Origin of the sequence: Burkholderia cepacia GG4 (genome assembly GCF_000292915.1) — a bacterium.
GTDB classification, from domain to species: domain Bacteria; phylum Pseudomonadota; class Gammaproteobacteria; order Burkholderiales; family Burkholderiaceae; genus Burkholderia; species Burkholderia cepacia_D.
In genome coordinates, this window is record NC_018514.1 from 1,226,812 (window position 1) to 1,242,084 (window position 15,273).

15 protein-coding genes are annotated in these 15,273 nt (G+C 68.9%); 9 read left to right on the forward strand and 6 right to left on the reverse strand.

The annotated features are described in order from the left end of the window. Nucleotides 1-25: 25 nt before the first annotated feature. A complete protein-coding gene (locus GEM_RS21255) occupies nt 26-328 on the forward strand; it encodes a DUF4148 domain-containing protein (protein ID WP_014899451.1) in 303 nt (100 codons plus the stop codon). 128 nt (nt 329-456) lie between these two features. On the opposite strand, the gene GEM_RS21260 is transcribed toward GEM_RS21255, so the two are convergent. Then, nucleotides 457-1,404 carry a LysR family transcriptional regulator gene (locus tag GEM_RS21260; RefSeq protein ID WP_014899452.1) on the reverse strand — a complete coding sequence of 316 codons (948 nt, stop codon included), beginning with the start codon at nt 1,402-1,404 and terminating at the stop codon, nt 457-459. 190 nt (nt 1,405-1,594) lie between these two features. On the opposite strand from GEM_RS21260, the gene GEM_RS21265 reads away from it, so the two are divergent. Further along, entirely contained in the window at nt 1,595-3,778 is a 2,184-nt protein-coding gene (locus GEM_RS21265; RefSeq protein ID WP_014899453.1) for an FUSC family protein, read from the forward strand. A 157-nt stretch (nt 3,779-3,935) separates the two neighbouring features. Next, a complete protein-coding gene (locus GEM_RS21270; protein ID WP_014899454.1) occupies nt 3,936-4,148 on the forward strand; it encodes a hypothetical protein in 213 nt (70 codons plus the stop codon). Between the two features lie 144 nt (nt 4,149-4,292). Here the strand turns inward: GEM_RS21270 and GEM_RS21275 are convergent, their stop codons facing one another. Both GEM_RS21275 and GEM_RS21280 read right to left on the reverse strand, forming a co-directional pair. Continuing rightward, nucleotides 4,293-5,402 (reverse strand): P1 family peptidase, encoded by a 1,110-nt coding sequence (locus tag GEM_RS21275; protein ID WP_014899455.1) that lies wholly within the window; start codon nt 5,400-5,402, stop codon nt 4,293-4,295. A gap of 45 nt (nt 5,403-5,447) precedes the next feature. Then, nucleotides 5,448-6,854: an APC family permease gene (locus GEM_RS21280; protein WP_014899456.1), complete on the reverse strand. Its 1,407-nt coding sequence runs from the start codon at nt 6,852-6,854 to the stop codon at nt 5,448-5,450. 132 nt (nt 6,855-6,986) lie between these two features. On the opposite strand from GEM_RS21280, the gene GEM_RS21285 reads away from it, so the two are divergent. Both GEM_RS21285 and GEM_RS21290 read left to right on the forward strand, forming a co-directional pair. Next, entirely contained in the window at nt 6,987-7,787 is an 801-nt protein-coding gene (locus tag GEM_RS21285) for a helix-turn-helix transcriptional regulator (protein WP_014899457.1), read from the forward strand. A 138-nt stretch (nt 7,788-7,925) separates the two neighbouring features. Beyond that, nucleotides 7,926-8,309 (forward strand): hypothetical protein, encoded by a 384-nt coding sequence (locus tag GEM_RS21290; protein WP_014899458.1) that lies wholly within the window; start codon nt 7,926-7,928, stop codon nt 8,307-8,309. Nucleotides 8,310-8,375: 66 nt separating this feature from the next. On the opposite strand, the gene GEM_RS21295 is transcribed toward GEM_RS21290, so the two are convergent. Together GEM_RS21295 and GEM_RS21300 are read right to left on the reverse strand one after the other, a co-directional pair. After that, nucleotides 8,376-8,681, reverse strand: coding sequence for a hypothetical protein (locus GEM_RS21295; RefSeq protein ID WP_014899459.1), 306 nt, complete (start codon nt 8,679-8,681; stop codon nt 8,376-8,378). A 187-nt stretch (nt 8,682-8,868) separates the two neighbouring features. Then, a complete protein-coding gene (locus GEM_RS21300) occupies nt 8,869-10,308 on the reverse strand; it encodes a cytochrome P450 (RefSeq protein ID WP_041490779.1) in 1,440 nt (479 codons plus the stop codon). A gap of 87 nt (nt 10,309-10,395) precedes the next feature. Between GEM_RS21300 and GEM_RS21305 the strand changes: the two genes are divergently transcribed. Continuing rightward, nucleotides 10,396-11,334 carry an AraC family transcriptional regulator gene (locus GEM_RS21305; RefSeq protein ID WP_014899461.1) on the forward strand — a complete coding sequence of 313 codons (939 nt, stop codon included), beginning with the start codon at nt 10,396-10,398 and terminating at the stop codon, nt 11,332-11,334. 21 nt (nt 11,335-11,355) lie between these two features. On the opposite strand, the gene GEM_RS21310 is transcribed toward GEM_RS21305, so the two are convergent. Then, nucleotides 11,356-11,733, reverse strand: coding sequence for a nuclear transport factor 2 family protein (locus tag GEM_RS21310; protein ID WP_014899462.1), 378 nt, complete (start codon nt 11,731-11,733; stop codon nt 11,356-11,358). Nucleotides 11,734-12,131: 398 nt separating this feature from the next. Here GEM_RS21310 and GEM_RS21315 point away from each other — a divergent pair, with 398 nt between their 5' ends. The 3 genes from GEM_RS21315 (at nt 12,132) to GEM_RS21325 (ending at nt 15,169) form a co-directional block, all read left to right on the forward strand. After that, nucleotides 12,132-13,016 carry a LysR family transcriptional regulator gene (locus tag GEM_RS21315; RefSeq protein WP_041490965.1) on the forward strand — a complete coding sequence of 295 codons (885 nt, stop codon included), beginning with the start codon at nt 12,132-12,134 and terminating at the stop codon, nt 13,014-13,016. 143 nt (nt 13,017-13,159) lie between these two features. Continuing rightward, a complete protein-coding gene (locus GEM_RS21320; RefSeq protein WP_014899464.1) occupies nt 13,160-14,092 on the forward strand; it encodes an AEC family transporter in 933 nt (310 codons plus the stop codon). Nucleotides 14,093-14,236: 144 nt separating this feature from the next. Next, a complete protein-coding gene (locus tag GEM_RS21325) occupies nt 14,237-15,169 on the forward strand; it encodes a DMT family transporter (protein ID WP_041490780.1) in 933 nt (310 codons plus the stop codon). The last annotated feature ends 104 nt before the right edge of the window (nt 15,170-15,273 follow it).

A 15,273-nucleotide genomic window follows, 5' to 3' on the forward strand; every position in this document is an offset into this window, starting at 1 on the left:
TCTACCCCGTCCCCAGGAGAACATCGTGAAATCGCTCGTCGTTACCGCCGCCGCTGCCGTCCTGCTTGCCGCACCGGCCCTGTCGTTCGCCCAGTCGGCCCAAGCGCCCGTCACGCGTGCGCAGGTGCTGCAGGAACTGGCCGAGCTGGAGTCGGTCGGCTACAACCCGGCGCGCGGTGAAGTGGGCAACTATCCCGAAGACATCCTCGCCGCGCAGGCGCGACTGGACGCGAAGCGCGTCGCGGCGCATCAGGCCGCGCAAGCCGCGTATGGCCCGGCCGGTGCGCCCTCGACCGAATCCGGCGCGGCCGCGAAGCCCGCGCTGTGACGACATGACGGCGCGCGCCGCCCGGATCGATCACGTTCCGCGGGCGGCGCGCGTGTTGCGGCCGGATCGTATCGAATTGTCTGAATTGTCTGCCCCGCCGGACCGTGCATGGCCCGGGGGGCCTGCGTTCAGGCGGCCTGCGGTTCGCGGTCGATCGCGTTCAGCATCTCGACGTCGCGCGCGATCATGCCCGGTACCTGCGCACGCAGCATCTCGACCCAGGTGCGCACCTTCGCATCGACGAAACGGCGCGACGGATACAGCGCATACACGTTCATCTTCTGCAGGATGTGCCCCGGCAGCACGCGCACCAGCGTGCCGTCGTGCAGCGCGTCGATCGCCGAATACAGCGGCAGCATGCCGATCCCGATCCCGTCGCGGATCGCAAGCGCGAGCGATTCGGCGGTATTGGTCTGCACCGGCCCGGCGACGTGGATCTGCTCGACGCCCTCGGCCCCTTCGAGCACCCATTCGTGGGTCGGGAAGGCCGGCGTGCACAGCGTCAGGCACGCGTGCGCGGCGAGATCCTGCGGGCGCACCGGCGCGCCGTGCCGCTTCACGTAGTCGGGCGACGCGCACAGGATGCTGAAGGTCGAGCCGAGCAGGTGCGACACGAGCTCCGAATCGGGCAGCGACGACGCGGTCACGACCGCCATGTCGCTCGTGCCGTCGAACAGGTCGGGCATGCGCTGCGACAGCGACAGCTCGATCGACACGTCGGGATACTGCGTGTGATAGCCCGTCAGCGCGGGCATCACGTAGTGATGGCCGACGCTCGCGAAGCTGTGCATGCGCAGCACGCCGGCCGGCCGCTCGTGCGCGCAGCTCGCCTCTTCTTCCGCGCGGTCGACGTCGGCGAGGATCTGCCGGCAACGCCGCAGATAGCTTTCGCCGGCCGACGTCAGCGCGAGACGGCGCGTCGAGCGATTCATCAGACGAGTGCGCAGGCGCGCCTCGAGTTCCGACACCGCGCGCGACATCGCGCCGGTCGTCGAATTCAGCGATTGCGCGGCAGCGGTGAAACTGCCCGTCTCGACGACACGCGTAAACACCCGCATATTTTGTAGGGTATCCATTCTTGTGAGCCACCTGTAGCGGAGCCGCTATTTTCCTCCAGCGGATGCGACAGATTGTTACGCGGCCTGCAACTATCGTTTCCCCGCAGCTGTGTTAATGCCCGTGCGCCGCGCTCCTACAATCGGCGCCTCAACAGTCGAACGGACCCGTCCGGACGCGCCGCGGCCCCGCACGCGCCCCCTCATTTTCATGAAGCCACAACCTGCGATCGAGCGACCTTCCATCGAACCGCCACGATGGAGAACCTGGCTCGATCCACTCGGCGACGCGGCGCGCGACTGGGCCACGAGCGACGGGCTGATCTGGCTGCACCTCGCCAAGACGGTGCTCGCCGCGCTGCTCGCGATGGGCATCGCGATGCGGCTCGAGATGTCGCAGCCGCGTACGGCGATGACGACCGTGTTCGTGCTGATGCAGCCGCTGTCGGGGATGGTATTCGCGAAGAGCTTCTATCGCGTGCTCGGCACGGCCGCCGGCCTGGTCGCCGCGCTCGCGCTCGGCGGCCTGTTCGCGCAGCAGCCGGAGTTGTACATGGCCGGCATCACGCTGTGGATCGGCGGCTGCATCGCGCTCGCGGTGCGCAACCGGCACTTCCGCTGGTACGGGTTCGTGCTCGCCGGCTACACGGCCGCGCTGATCGGCCTGCCGGCGGTGATGACGCCGCAGACGCTGTTCCAGTCGGCGCTCACGCGCGCCGCCGAAGTCGCGCTGGGCATCGCCTGCTCCGGCGCGGTCAGCGCGCTGATCCTGCCGCTCAGCTCCGCGAAGGCGCTGATGCGCTCGCTGACCGCCCGCCATGTGAAGTTCGCCGCATTCGCGGCCGGCACGCTGTCGGGCGACCTCGCGCGCGGCGATTTCGAACGGCGCTTTGCCGACTTCGTCGACGAGATCGTCGGCTTCGAAGCCAACCGCGCGTTCGCCTCGTTCGAGGATCCGCACATTCGCGCGCGCAGCCGCCGGCTCGCGCGCCTGAACAGCGAGTTCATGAACGCGTGCACGCGCCTGCATGCGCTGCACCAGCTCGTCAAGCGCCTGCGCGCGAACCGGTCGGACGCGGTGCTCGACGCACTTGCACCGCACATCGATGCGCTCGCGCAGCGGGTCACCGCGTTGCACGACGAGCGGCAGCGCGGGATCGCGTCGACCACCGGCGCGCTGCTAGAACTGCGCCGCTTTCACAGCGCGTTGCCGAAGGCCGCACGCGCGTCGCGCCGCGAGATCGAGGATCACGCGGCCGGCGGCCTGCTCGACTTCGACACCGCGATCGAACTGATGTATCGCTTCATCGGCGAGTATCTCGGCTACGCCGACACTTATGCGTCGCTCGACCGGGACGATCACGCATTCGAACGCTCGGTCACGCACTACGCGGTGAAGACCAATTCGTTCTTCGTCGGCTTCGCGTTCCTGCGCACGCTCGTGGCCGTCGGCGCGATGAGCGCGTTCTGGATCGCGTCGGAATGGCCGAGCGGCTCGCTCGCCGTGATCGCCACTGCCATCGCGTGCGCACTGAGCTCGACCTCGCCGCGCGCGCCGAAGTTCGTCGCGCAGATGGCCGTCGGCGCGGCATTCGCGACGGCCGTCGGCTATGTGTTCCTGTGCTACGTGTATCCGAACATCGACGGCTTGCCGCTGCTGTGCGCGGCACTCGCGCCGGTGCTCGGCCTCGGCGCGTTTCTCGCGATGCGCCCGGGCCTGTCCGGCTACGGAATCGGCTTCGCGGTGTTCTTCTGCCTGCTCGCGGGCCCCGACAACGCGATTTCATATACGCCCGAGGTGCTGATCAACAACGGTTTCGCCGTCGTCATCGCGATGCTCGCGTGCTCGATTGTGTTCGCCGTGGTGTTTCCGACCCACATGCCGTGGCTCACGGGTCGCATCGCGCACGACCTGCGCCGCCAGGTCACGCTTGCCTGCGAAGGCGCGCGCGAGGGCCTCGCGGCGCGCTTCCAGTCGAGCACGCACGACCTGATGGCGCAGTTGCGCACGCTGCTCGTCAAGCGCACGCGACAGCATCGCGATGCGCTGCGCTGGATGCTGTCGACGCTCGAAGTCGGCCATGCGGTGATCGACCTGCGCGACGAACTCGACGCGTTCAGCGAATCGAAACCGCCTCAGACGCTGCACTGGACCGCTTCGATCGATGCGGTGCTGCATGAGCTGCCGCGCTTCTTCGACGATCCCACCCAGGGCCACCACGCACGCACGCTGAAATCGGTGAATCTGGCAATTCGCGCCGCGCAGCACACGCTGCACGCGTGGTACGCGGTGCCCGAGGCGCGTCATCGCATGCAGCGTATCGTCGGCTGCCTGCACTTCATCCGCAGCGCGCTGCTGGACAAGGACGCGCCGTTCAACCGGCACCGTCATTGACGGTCGGCGGCGATCGATGGCGATCGATGCGTGCGCAACGTAATCCTTGTTCCGATTGGAAATAATCTCTGCACCCGCGGTGATTAATCTTTAAGCAGTGCGAGCCTATAGTTTCCTCACTGCCAGCGAGACTGGCACTGACCCAGGAGAAACCAAAATGAAGCCGCTGCACCTCGCCCTCGTTGCCCTGTCGCTCACCGCCGCTGTCGCACACGCCCAGCCGGCACCGGCCGATCTCGCGCAGCAACCGGCGAACCGCGCCGAAGCCGTCCAGGCCGCAGGCCGCGTCGATCGTGCGCAATCGAAGCAGGAAGATCCGAACGCATGCGTCGGCCCCGTCAGCTTCTGCAACGTCTACTTCGGCAGCTGAGCATGACGCCGCGTCGTCACGACCAGGCCCGCCGCGCGCGCATCGCACGCATTTCGTGCGCGCGCGCACGTGCACGGCGAGCCGGCCGATCGCCGCAACCACACTGCCCGCCACGCCGCTTCGTTTGAAGCGGCACATGCCGTTTCAGGCGCCACGCCCCGGCCGCCATCCCACTTCGCGCAACGCATCCAGCAAGCGCGCCTGCCCGAGCCCTTCGACCCGCGCGCCGCGCGATTCGACGTCGCCGCCCGCGACCAGCGCATTCACGATCGCCTCCTCCACCGCTTCCGCCGCCGCGACGAACAGCGCGGAGATATGATCGTTGTTCACCATCTTCACGTCGGTCGTCGGCGCGCCCTTGCTGCCGTAGTTCGCGGCCGGCAGGCCGCCGTTACCGGTTGCAAACGCCAGGAAGATGTCACCGCTCGAATCCTCGGTGCCGCCGCCGACGCGGGCCAGCCCGACGCTCGCGCGCTGCGCGAGACGCGTGCACTGATGCGGCAGCAGCGGCGCGTCGGTCGCGATCGTGACGACGATCGAGCCCATCCCCGCCTCGCCCTGCGCAGCGGGCGCGCGGAATGGCGAATGCACGTGTCGCAGCACTTCGCCGACCGGGTAGCCGGCCACGCGCAGCATCTCCCGCACGCCGTAGTTGGCCTGCACCAGCGCGCCGACGGTCCAGCCGCCCGCGTCGGCCGCGACCACCCGCGACGCGCTGCCGATGCCGCCCTTGAACTCATGGCAGATCATGCCCGTGCCACCGCCCACGCCGCCTTCGGCGACCGGCCCCGGCTGCGCGGAGGCCAGCGCCCGCTGCACGTGCGCGGCACTCACGTGCTGCCCCCAGATGTCGTTGAGCAGGCCGTCGTAGGTTTCCATCACGACCGGCATGCACCAGTACACGCGCCCGGCCGCCGCCTCGCGTTCGTTCGCGACGAGCGCATCGCGCACCGCGCCGACGCTGTGCGTGTTCGTATAGGCGATCGGCGTCGTCAGCAGGCCGGCTTCGCGGATCCATTCGAGCCCCGTCGCATCGCCGTTGCCGTTCAGCACGTGAACGCCCGCGAAGCACGGCGCATCGTGCGCGGCGCCTGCGCGCGGCTCGATGACGGTGACGCCGGTGCGGACCGATGCGTCGCCGTTCTCGACGTTCAGCGTGCAATGTCCGACCCGCACGCCCGGTACGTCCGTGATCGCGTTGAAGCGGCCCGGTGTGCCGAGTCCGATGCGGATGCCGAGATCCCTCGTGCGCATGATGCAATTCCTCCTGTCTTTCAATGGTTCGGTGTTTCGGTATGGTCAGAGCGAGCGGAACGCGTCGCTGTGGCGCGCCCAGATCAGGTACATCACAAGTGCGGCGACCAGCAGCCCGCCGATGATGATCAGGTCGGTCGGTTTCGTCGCCGTCGCCAGCGTCGTGTAGAGCGTGTACGCGGCGCCCGCGACCGCGACGAGCGGCGTCACGGGCCACAGCGGCATCCGGTAGTGATGCTCGACGTCGCGGCGCACGAACCGGCTCGCGAGCGCGGCCAGCCCGACGACGAGATAGATCAGCAGCAGCAGGTCGACCGTGAACGCGGTCAGGTCGTCGAGGCTCGACACGAACACCAGCCCCGACGACGGCACCGCCAGCGCGAGCGTCGCGAGCCACGGCGATTCGAAGCGCGGATGGATCGTCGAGAACGCGCGGTTGCAGGTGCGCGACCAGAGCGCGTGCCGGCCGCTGCTGTACAGCAGGCGCCCCATCGTGATCACGATCGCGATGATCGCGTTGAACACCGACAGGAAGATCCCGCCGCTGACCACGCGCGACACCGCCGGGTTGCTCAGCGAACGCACGACATAGCCGATCGGGTCGGCGCTTTTCGTCAGTTCCGTCAGCGACGGTGCGCCGAGCACGATCGCGGTGAGCGGAATCAGCTCGACGACGAGGATCACCAGCAAAGAATAGATCACTGCCTTCGCGACGTTGCGGTTGCCGCCGCGCAAATCTTCCGCGAGATACGCGGCAGAGCCGAAGCCGTTGTAGCAGAAGATCGCCGTGCCGATCGCGGGCACGATCGCCGCGAGCGTGGCCGGCACCAGCGCCGTGCCGCTCGCGACGACCGGCGCGACCAGCACCTCCGCGCCGCGATGCGGTGAGCCGAAACCGAGCCCCGCGATCAGCATCAGCACGCCGATCTCGACGACGAGGAACGCGCCCGTGATCCACGCGTTCGTCTTGATGTTCAGCATCCCCAGCACATAGCTGAGCAGTACGATCGTCAGCGCGACCGACTGGTTGCTGAAATGCGTCCCGAGCGCGTTGTTCAGGTACGGCGCGGCGCCGCTCGCGAGCACGGCCGGAATGAACACGCTGACCGCGAGCACCGCGATGAAGGTCAGGTAGCCGGGCAGCGTGCCGAACACGCGCTTGGCCATCACGTATTCGCCGCCCGCGCTGCGATGCGCGGCACTGAGTTCCGCATAGCAGAGCGCAAACGCCAACGCCAGCACGCCGCCGAGCAGGAACGACAGCACCGCACCGCTGCCGGCCTGCTGGATCGCGAACGGCGCGATCACGAAGATCGAGCTTGCGGGGGTCACGCCCGACACGGTGATCATCACCGCGTCGCGCACGCTGAGCGTCTGCGACAACGCGCGCGGCGCGTCTTCCGTGGCAGGCGTCGCTTGCAGCGTGCCCGTCGATTCCGACATCATCGCCATTTCGTTCTCCTGTTGCTCCTATGCTGCCTTTTTTTGAACACCCATACTCGGGCCCGATTGATTGCGTGGCAGTCTAGGAAGCCAAATTCAGGACCGCTATTCCCCCTTCGTGTTACGCCCTCCGGTGGTGGTATGGATCGTCTCTTCTCCGAAATCGCGATGCACCAGGCGCTTGGCCGCGCAATCGATCATCTCGGCCAGCCGCGCTTCTGGCGTTTCCTGGTGCTGCTGCTCAATGAAATGGTGCCGTTCGACAACGCGCTCGCGACCGCGATCGGCCGCGACGGCGTGCCGCTCGTGCTCGACGAATACGACACGGGCGGCAGCGACAGCGCGTCGCCGGTGCCGCTTTACCTCAACGGGTTATATCTGCTCGACCCGTTCCTGCAGGCCGCGCACGACGGGCTCGCCGACGGCTGCTACCGGCTCGAGGAAGTCGCGCCCGACCTGTTCCGGCAGAGCGAGTATTTCCTGAGCTACTTCCGCGACGCGGTCGGCGACGACGAAATCCAGATCCTGCTGCGGCCGAGCCCCGACTTGCTGCTGTCTTTGTCGCTCGGCGCGGCCGCGCGCTTCGACGTCGAGCCGCTCGGCAAGCTGACGGCCGCGATGCCGTGGGTGCTCGCGGCGATCCGGCAACACTGGCGGCTGGTGGGCGATGCCGCGCGCGCGACGCCCGACGACGATCTCGGCGCGCGCGTCGAGCAGGCGCTCGCACGGTTCGGCGCGGGCCTGCTGACCGATCGCGAGATGTCGATCGCCAGGATGGTGCTGCGCGGCAATTCGTCGAAGGCGATCGCGGAACGGCTGGCGATATCACCGGAGACGGTGAAGGTGCATCGGCGTCATCTGTATGCGAAGCTCGGGATTTCGTCGCAGCCGGAGCTGTTTTCGCGGTTCATCCAGGCACTGGGGGAAGATGTGGCCGGATGACCGCATCGATCAGGACGGATGGCAACGGGCGCGAAATCGGGCACTATTCGTGAATCGCCTCGCGCCGTGGTCATCCGGTGAAGTGGTCACGAACGTTCCGTCGACAACCACACTGCCGCGTAACAGGAATCCCGATTCATGTCGCTCGTTCCGCTCATGGGACTCGGCTGGTTGCTTCTGTGTGCCATCAGCGCCGCGTCGATCGTGCTCGTGCCGCCCGTGGTGCTGGTCGCCTGCCTGATGGGAAAGGACGTCTGGTCGATCCTGACCCGAGGCCGGCTGCAGTTCGCGTTCCTGGCGTACCTCGGCTCGGCGCCAGTGCCGGCCGTCTTCACGCTGCTGCTGGAAGCCGGCGCCGCGGCCGGGAGTGCCGGCGGCGCGGCATCCGACAGCCTGAACGCGTGGAACGAGCGGTGCTTGTTCGTTTTCCTTGGCGCGGCGGCACTGAGCGGCCTGCTGTTGCTGTTGCGACCGAAAGGCAGGCAAGCGGCAAACGTCGAGCCGTCGCAGTCTGCGCGATAGTCGGCACACGAACGCCGCGCCTCCCGCCCGGTTGTCGGGCGGGGCACGGTCATGCGCAGCTTCCTGCTACTTCCACTTTGCGCCGAGTTGCGCGAGCCCGGCGTTCCGGAGATCTTCCGGCAGCATCACCACCCGGAACTCGCAGTCCGCATTCAACATCAGGAACCACGGCTCCGCGAGCGCAGGGACCTGCGACGGGTCATCCAGATTGACGATCACGACCGCGCCGCGCCCGCCGCTCTGCTCCGTGAAATACACGGCCTCCGGCTTGACCGCTTCGAGTATTCGCGAGATCACGTCGCCGACGCTGCCGTCACGCACCAGCGTGTTGAACGGCTCGTGAGGGATTCGTATGTTGAGAAGCATGCGCATCATCATCCTCCTTGGGCTCCGCCCGGCCTGGGCCCTTCAAGCATAGGTGCTGCGCGATGCCGCGCCAGTGGCGCCGGAAGCCGCTGCCGGCACGCATTCACATTCCGACGATTCGATGACACCGCATCGCGCGACCAGCAGCCGCTCGCGCGATGCAGGTCGGGTCGAATCGAACGCTCATGCCCCGTCATGCGGAGACCGTAACGGCCGTCAGCCCCGTCGGCGCGATCGCCAGATGCAACGGCTGCTCCGGCCGCAGCGTCACGTTCAGCACCGGTCGCGGCGGCGGCGTACCCGGCGGCACCGCCAGCACGAGCCGCTGCAGGATCATCGCGGCCACAACCGTCATCTCCGTCATCGCCAGATGCTGCCCGAGGCACACGCGCGGCCCCGTGCCGAACGGCATGTACGCGCCGCGTGGAAGCGTCGGCGCATCGGCGGCGAAGCGCTCGGGCCGGAACGCATCCGGCTCCGGAAACCATCGCGCGTCGTGATGCATGAGTTGCACCGGCAACATGAACAGCGTCCGCGCGGGAAACTGCCAAGGGCCCAGCACGACCGGCCGCAACGCGCGACGGCTGATCAGGATCGGCGCCGCCGGATACAGGCGCATCGTTTCCTCGAGCGTCTGTGTCAGGTAGCGCAACGCGGGGCGCGTGTCGGCGGTCGGCGCACGGCCGGCCAGCAAGCGCACGACCTCGTCGCGCGCGGCGGCCTGCGCGGCCGGATTCGCAGCCATGTTCCAGGCCCACCAGGTCAGCGTGGCCGCGGCCGTCTCGTGGCCGGCGAGGAACGCCGTCATGCATTCGTCGTGCACTGCCCGCAGCGGCCACGCGTACGCGTCGGCACGGTGCAGCCGCAACAGGCGCGACAGCAGATCGTCCGGCCAGCCGTGCGCCGGCAGGTCGAGACGCGCATGCAACTGCCGGTCGATCAGCCCGTTCAGCACCGCCAGCGCCCTCGCCTTGCCGCGCTTCCACGGCATCCAGTCCGGCGCGCTCGCCGGCTGGTAGAACTCGGCATTCGCCGCCGCGCTCACCGCGCGCACGGCCTCTTCGGCGATGCGCGCGTCTGCCCCGATCGCATCCGAGAACATCGTGCGCATGATCACGTCCATCGCCAGTGACGTCAGCGCGCTCTCGACCGGCCAGTGCGCGTCGCGCGCGGGCCACTGCGCAAGCGCATGACCGGCCGTCGCGGCAATCGCCGGAACGAACGCCTGCACCGGTTTCGGCATGAAGTTCGGCTGCAGCGCGTGCCGCTTGTCGCGCCATGCATCGCCCTCCGCGATCAGCACGCTGCGTCCGTGCACCTGTGAGAACACGCGGATCCCACGCTCCCAGCGCACGAACGCATCGTGATGCGTGACCAGCAACTCGCGCACGAGCGCCGGATCGGTCACGACCACCGCATGTTCGGGCCACATGCGCAGGTGCACGACGTCGCCATGCGCACGCTGCCAGCCCGCGAGCGTGCCCGGCAGGTCGCGCGACATCGCACGCAGCAGTTGCCACCCCGTCAGGCCGGCACGCGGCCCCGGCGGCCATACGCCGGGCGGGTGAAGCACGGGCGCCGCCACGGCGGCCTCCGCATGGAATGGGCATCGGGAAGAGGATCGCGAGTTCATGCACCGGATTTTCCATGGCGTCCCGCCGCCGGTCTTGAACGCAAACGACATCGACACGTGCGACGCCGGTCCCTATACTCCGGCGTCATGCCCTCCGGTCCGTCTCCGACTTTGCCGCCGTGTCCCGATCCGCTCGCGCGCGCCCCTCGCGTGCCGTGCGACGGCCGGCAGCCGCACACACGGCTGTATCCGCCGCCGGCCGCGCTGCAAGGCGCGGTCGTCGCGATCATCAGCCGCGACACGCGCGGCTGCATGTTGAGCGACGCGCAGCGGCTCACGCATTTCCCCGCGTCGCCGATCGTCTGCCTGTCGTGGTATCGCGGCTTCGACGTGGGGCTCGTCCAGCGCACGAGCGAAGGCCCCGTGTGGCGTCCGTTCGGCGCATCGGCGACGCTGTCGGGCAGCCAGTCGACGCCGCTCGCGAGCTGGGCGCCGACGAGCGGACGAGGCGGCATCGTCTGCCTGCATGCCGATGCGGCGCGCGCGCTGTTCGGCATCGCGCTGCCGACGATCCACGACACCTTCGTCGATGCGCATGCGTGCCTCGACGACAGCTGGCGGCCGCTGCTCGATGCGCTGGCCGATGCCGAGCACGACGAGGCCGCGCTGGCTGCGCTCGACCGGCACCTCGCACCGCGCTGGCACGCGTTGCGCGGCAGGGTATCGCCGCTGTCGTCGCTGCGCGACGCAGGGCGCAGCTGGGTCGGGCGTCTCGCGTCCAAAGCGCGGGAATGGCGGCACACGCACAGCCCGCGTCAGGTCGAACGGCGCATCAAGTCGTACAGCGGACGCTCGTTGCGCGACTGGCAGGCGCTGGTGCGCACCGAAGGCGTGTTCTTCGCCGCGCGGGACCGGCAGGACGCCGGGCAGCCGGTCGACTGGGCCGCGCTCGCCCTGGACGAGGGCTTCGCCGACCAGGCGCACCTGAGCCGCGCGACACGGCGCATCACGGGCTTCTCGCCGACCGAATTCGTGCGGCGCTTCACCGAAGACGAATCGTTCTGGATGTACCGGCTCTGGGTGTGACGGGCGGCCGCCCGTGACCGGTCAGCGCCCCGCTTCGACGAACCCGCCGTCGGGCGCCTGATGCGGCACGTACCAGCCGAAATACACCTCGGCCTCGACCAGCTGGCCGTCGCGGACCCGCAATCGCTCCGCGTTCCGGAACCGCCTGCCGGCGGTCGTTTCGGCTTCGTACACGACGTACACGTATTCGCCGTGCACGGCGACGTCGACGAAGTCGAAACCGGCGAGCATCGCGCTGTTCGGCCAGCAGCGTGCCAGATACGCGTCGCGGTCGAGCCGGTTGTCGAACGGGCTGGTGAAATGGAAATCCGGTGCGATCAGCGCCTCGATCGCGTCACGGTCCTTGTCGGCATAGGCGCGATAGCTGGCGCGCGCAACCTCACCGGGGTCGTCGGGCATCGTCGTTACCTCCGCGTACGGGCGGGACGAACGCGACTGCCTGCGTCGCCCCGACGCATCGATGAAACGAAATTGGCAATGGAAACGGGAACGGAAACGCACGGCCTGCACGACGGCGATCCATCCCGCGTCGGCAGATATGCGCGCGTCCCCGGCCCGGCACCATTCACGAAAACCCGCACCGACCGCCGCGCACCGACCGCCCGCGCATACCGCCGCATGCGGGCGATGTCGCGGTTGCCCGTTTCCGCGTGCACGGGCATGATGTCCGCCAGCCGACCGGCCGCGCGCGTCCGCTACGGCGGTCGTGAGTGCCCCGCCCGGCATGCCGTCCATGCACCGCCTCGGGCATCGCGCAATCCGCCTGCCGGCGCCGCCCGGCCCCTATGATCGAGTCCATGTCACTACGCGCATTCAGAACGCTGGTCGCGATCGCCCGATACCGGACCTTCGCTCGCGCCGGCGAAGCGATCGGGCTCACGCAGTCTGCCGTGAGCCTGCAGATCAAGACGCTCGAAAGCGAATACAACGTCCAGCTGTTCGACCGTTCGCGCCGCCAGCCGGTGCTCACGGAAGCCGGCAACATCCTCGTCGCGCAGGCCGAGCAGGTGCTCGCGATGGTCGACCGGATTCCCGATGCGCTGAGCGACGAGAAGAAGCTCGTCGGCCGCCTGCGGATCGGCGCGATCCAGACCGCGCTGTCCGGCCCGGTGCCCGATGCGCTGCTCGCGCTGCGCGATGCGCATCCGTCGTTGCGCGTGCACGTATCGGCCGGCATGTCGGCCGAACTGGCGAACCGCGTCGCGGCCGGCGAACTCGACGCGGCGATCACGACGCGCCCGGTGCGCCCGCATCCCGCCGAGCTGACGTGGACCACGCTCTACGAAGATCGCTTCTGGCTGCTCGCGCCGCCGGAATATGCGGAGCGCGACGCAGGCACGCTGCTCGAAGCGCTGCCGTTCATCCGCTTCGACGCGCAGGCGTGGGCCGGCCGGATGATCGCCGCCGAACTGCGCCGCATCGGCGTCCGGGTGCGCGAAGAGATGGTGCTCGACAGCGCGGAGACGATCGCACGCATGGTCGCGCGCGGGCTCGGCGCGGCGATCGTCGCCCTCCCCGACTCGACGCTCGCGCGCCTGCCACCCGTCACGCGCTTGCCGTTCGGCCAGCCGCAGATGGGCCGCGCGGTCGTGCTGCTCGAACACCAGTCGCGCCCGGCCGAACGTTTCGCGCGTGCGCTGGCGGCTGAAGTCACCGCGTCATCGATGAGAATTTCTCATTGAACACCCGATAATTAACAATTATTCCTGCTGCATCCGCGTGTTAACTTGGCGGCATCGTCACTTTTTCGATTGCGTGCCGCCATGTTGCCCGCCGGCTGGATTCCCGCTTCGCTCCGCTGCTTCGCCGGCCTGAAGGCGCGCCGATGATCGGCCCGATCCTGCTCGCGCTCGCGCCGGTCGCGCTGCTGGTCACGTTCGGCCACGGCCTGCGGCGCACGGGCTTCATCGCCGATGCGTTCTGGCCGCACGCCGAGCGGCTGTGCTACTTCGTGCTGCTGCCCGCGCTGTTCGCGGACAGTCTCGCGAATGCGCGGCTGCACGCGTTGCCCGTTTTACCGCTCGCGGCGGCGCTGGTCGGTTCGACCGTGCTCGTCGCGGCGCTTGTTCTGCTGGTCCGCCGCTTCGTGCAGGTCGACGGCGCCGGGTTCACGTCGGTGTTCCAGGGCGCGGTGCGCTTCAACAACTATGTCGGCACGGCCCTCGCCGCCGGACTGTTCGGCGCGCACGGGATCGCGCTCGCGGCCGTGTGCGTCGCGGCGATCGTGCCGACCGTGAACCTGATGTGCGTGCTGGTGTTCGCGCGCTACGGCGAGACGCGGCTCGGCGCATGGGCGCTCGCGCGCCAGATCCTGTCGAATCCGCTCGTCGTCGGCTGCGCGCTCGGGATCGCGATGCAGGCCGGCGGGATCGCGTTTCCGGCCGCCGTCGAACCGGCGGTGCGTGCGCTCGGCGCGGCGTCGATGCCGCTTGGCCTGCTGTGCGTGGGCGCGGCGCTGAGGTTCGACGCGGCGCGCGGATGGCTGCAGCCGATGTGCATCGCGTCGGCGTTCAAATTCATGGCGATGCCGCTCGTCACGCTCGCGGCCGGCCGCCTGTTCGGGCTCGGCGATGCCGCGCTGACCATCGCGCTGCTGTTCCAGGCGCTGCCGACGTCGTCCTCGTCATACATCATGGCGCGCCAGCTCGGCGGCGACGCACCGCTGATGGCCGGCATCACCGCATTCCAGACGATCGCCGCCGCGCTCGCGATGCCGGCCGTGCTGACGGCGCTCGCGGCCGCGCCGGCGTTTCGCTGACGGCCCGGCAGCGGTACCAACTCGACGGCAACAGCCCTAGCAACCGCCGTCGAACGGCCTGAATCCGCCCGTCGCGCGGACCGGCGCCGTTCGCCACGCGATCACGCACACATCGCCGCAGCGCCCTTTCGGAAACCACCGCATCTGAACGTTCCAGCCCCCTCCGCCGGCATCTTCGCCGCCCGGCCGCATGCGGCCATCTACGTGAAGCTCACGCTCGTCGCGCTGTTCTGGGGCGGCACCTTCATCGCGGGCCGGATCCTCGCCGCGTCGATGTCCACGACCGGCGCCGCGACGGGCCGCTTCGCGATCGCCGCGCTGCTGCTGACGGCACTGACGTGGAAACTCGAAGGCGGGCTGCCGAAGCTGAGCGGCCGCCAGGTCGCGACAACTTTCGCGCTCGGCGCGACCGGCATCTTTCTGTACAACGTGTGCTTTTTCGCGGCGCTCGCGCGCATGCCGGCCGGACGAACCGCGTTGTTCGTCGCGCTGAATCCTGTGGCGACCGCCGTGCTGCTGTCCGTCGTCGTGCGCGAACGCCTGTCGCCCGCGCGCTGGGCCGGCATCGCGGTCGCGCTGGTCGGCGCGCTGGTCGTGATCAGCCGCGGCCAATTGCTGCGGGTACTGACCGACCTCGGCGATACGTTCGGTGCCGGCGAGCGTGCCATGCTGTGCGCAGTGCTGAGCTGGGCGGCCTATACCGTGATCGGGCGCCGCGCACTCGACGGACTGTCGCCGCTGGCCGCCACGACTTACGCGACGCTGTGGGGCCTCGCGCTGCTGATCGTCGCGCACCTGTTTGGCCCGCACGCGGGCGGTGGCGCGCCGCTCACGTGGCAGGCCGTCGCGTCGATGATCTATCTCGGCGCGATCGGCACGGTGGTTGCGTTCGTCTGGTATTCGCAAGGCATCCGCGAGATCGGTCCGGCGCGCGCCGCCGTGTTCACCAACCTGGTGCCGGTGTTCGGCGTGCTGCTGTCGGTCGCGCTGCTCGGCGAGCCGTTGTCGGGATCGATGCTCGCCGGCGGCGCACTCGTGATCGCGGGCGTCGCGCTGACCAATCGCGCGCGGCGCTGACACACGGCCGCGCATGCCGTGCCGGTTCACGCGGGTGCGGGGACGGATGTGAAATACCGACGCGCCGTTGCGTGCGACCTACGCACCGCCGATACGCCCCCCGT

Coding starts and splice junctions, on each gene's coding strand:
- GEM_RS21305 (WP_014899461.1), top strand. CDS start 10,396: ATGCCCTCCGGTCCGTCTCCGACTTTGCCGCCGTGTCCCGATCCGCTC.
- GEM_RS21265 (WP_014899453.1), top strand. CDS start 1,595: ATGAAGCCACAACCTGCGATCGAGCGACCTTCCATCGAACCGCCACGA.
- GEM_RS21275 (WP_014899455.1), bottom strand. CDS start 5,402: ATGCGCACGAGGGATCTCGGCATCCGCATCGGACTCGGCACACCGGGC.
- GEM_RS21285 (WP_014899457.1), top strand. CDS start 6,987: ATGGATCGTCTCTTCTCCGAAATCGCGATGCACCAGGCGCTTGGCCGC.
- GEM_RS21290 (WP_014899458.1), top strand. CDS start 7,926: ATGTCGCTCGTTCCGCTCATGGGACTCGGCTGGTTGCTTCTGTGTGCC.
- GEM_RS21295 (WP_014899459.1), bottom strand. CDS start 8,681: ATGCGCATGCTTCTCAACATACGAATCCCTCACGAGCCGTTCAACACG.
- GEM_RS21310 (WP_014899462.1), bottom strand. CDS start 11,733: ATGCCCGACGACCCCGGTGAGGTTGCGCGCGCCAGCTATCGCGCCTAT.
- GEM_RS21280 (WP_014899456.1), bottom strand. CDS start 6,854: ATGGCGATGATGTCGGAATCGACGGGCACGCTGCAAGCGACGCCTGCC.
- GEM_RS21270 (WP_014899454.1), top strand. CDS start 3,936: ATGAAGCCGCTGCACCTCGCCCTCGTTGCCCTGTCGCTCACCGCCGCT.
- GEM_RS21300 (WP_041490779.1), bottom strand. CDS start 10,308: ATGAACTCGCGATCCTCTTCCCGATGCCCATTCCATGCGGAGGCCGCC.
- GEM_RS21320 (WP_014899464.1), top strand. CDS start 13,160: ATGATCGGCCCGATCCTGCTCGCGCTCGCGCCGGTCGCGCTGCTGGTC.
- GEM_RS21315 (WP_041490965.1), top strand. CDS start 12,132: ATGTCACTACGCGCATTCAGAACGCTGGTCGCGATCGCCCGATACCGG.
- GEM_RS21260 (WP_014899452.1), bottom strand. CDS start 1,404: ATGGATACCCTACAAAATATGCGGGTGTTTACGCGTGTCGTCGAGACG.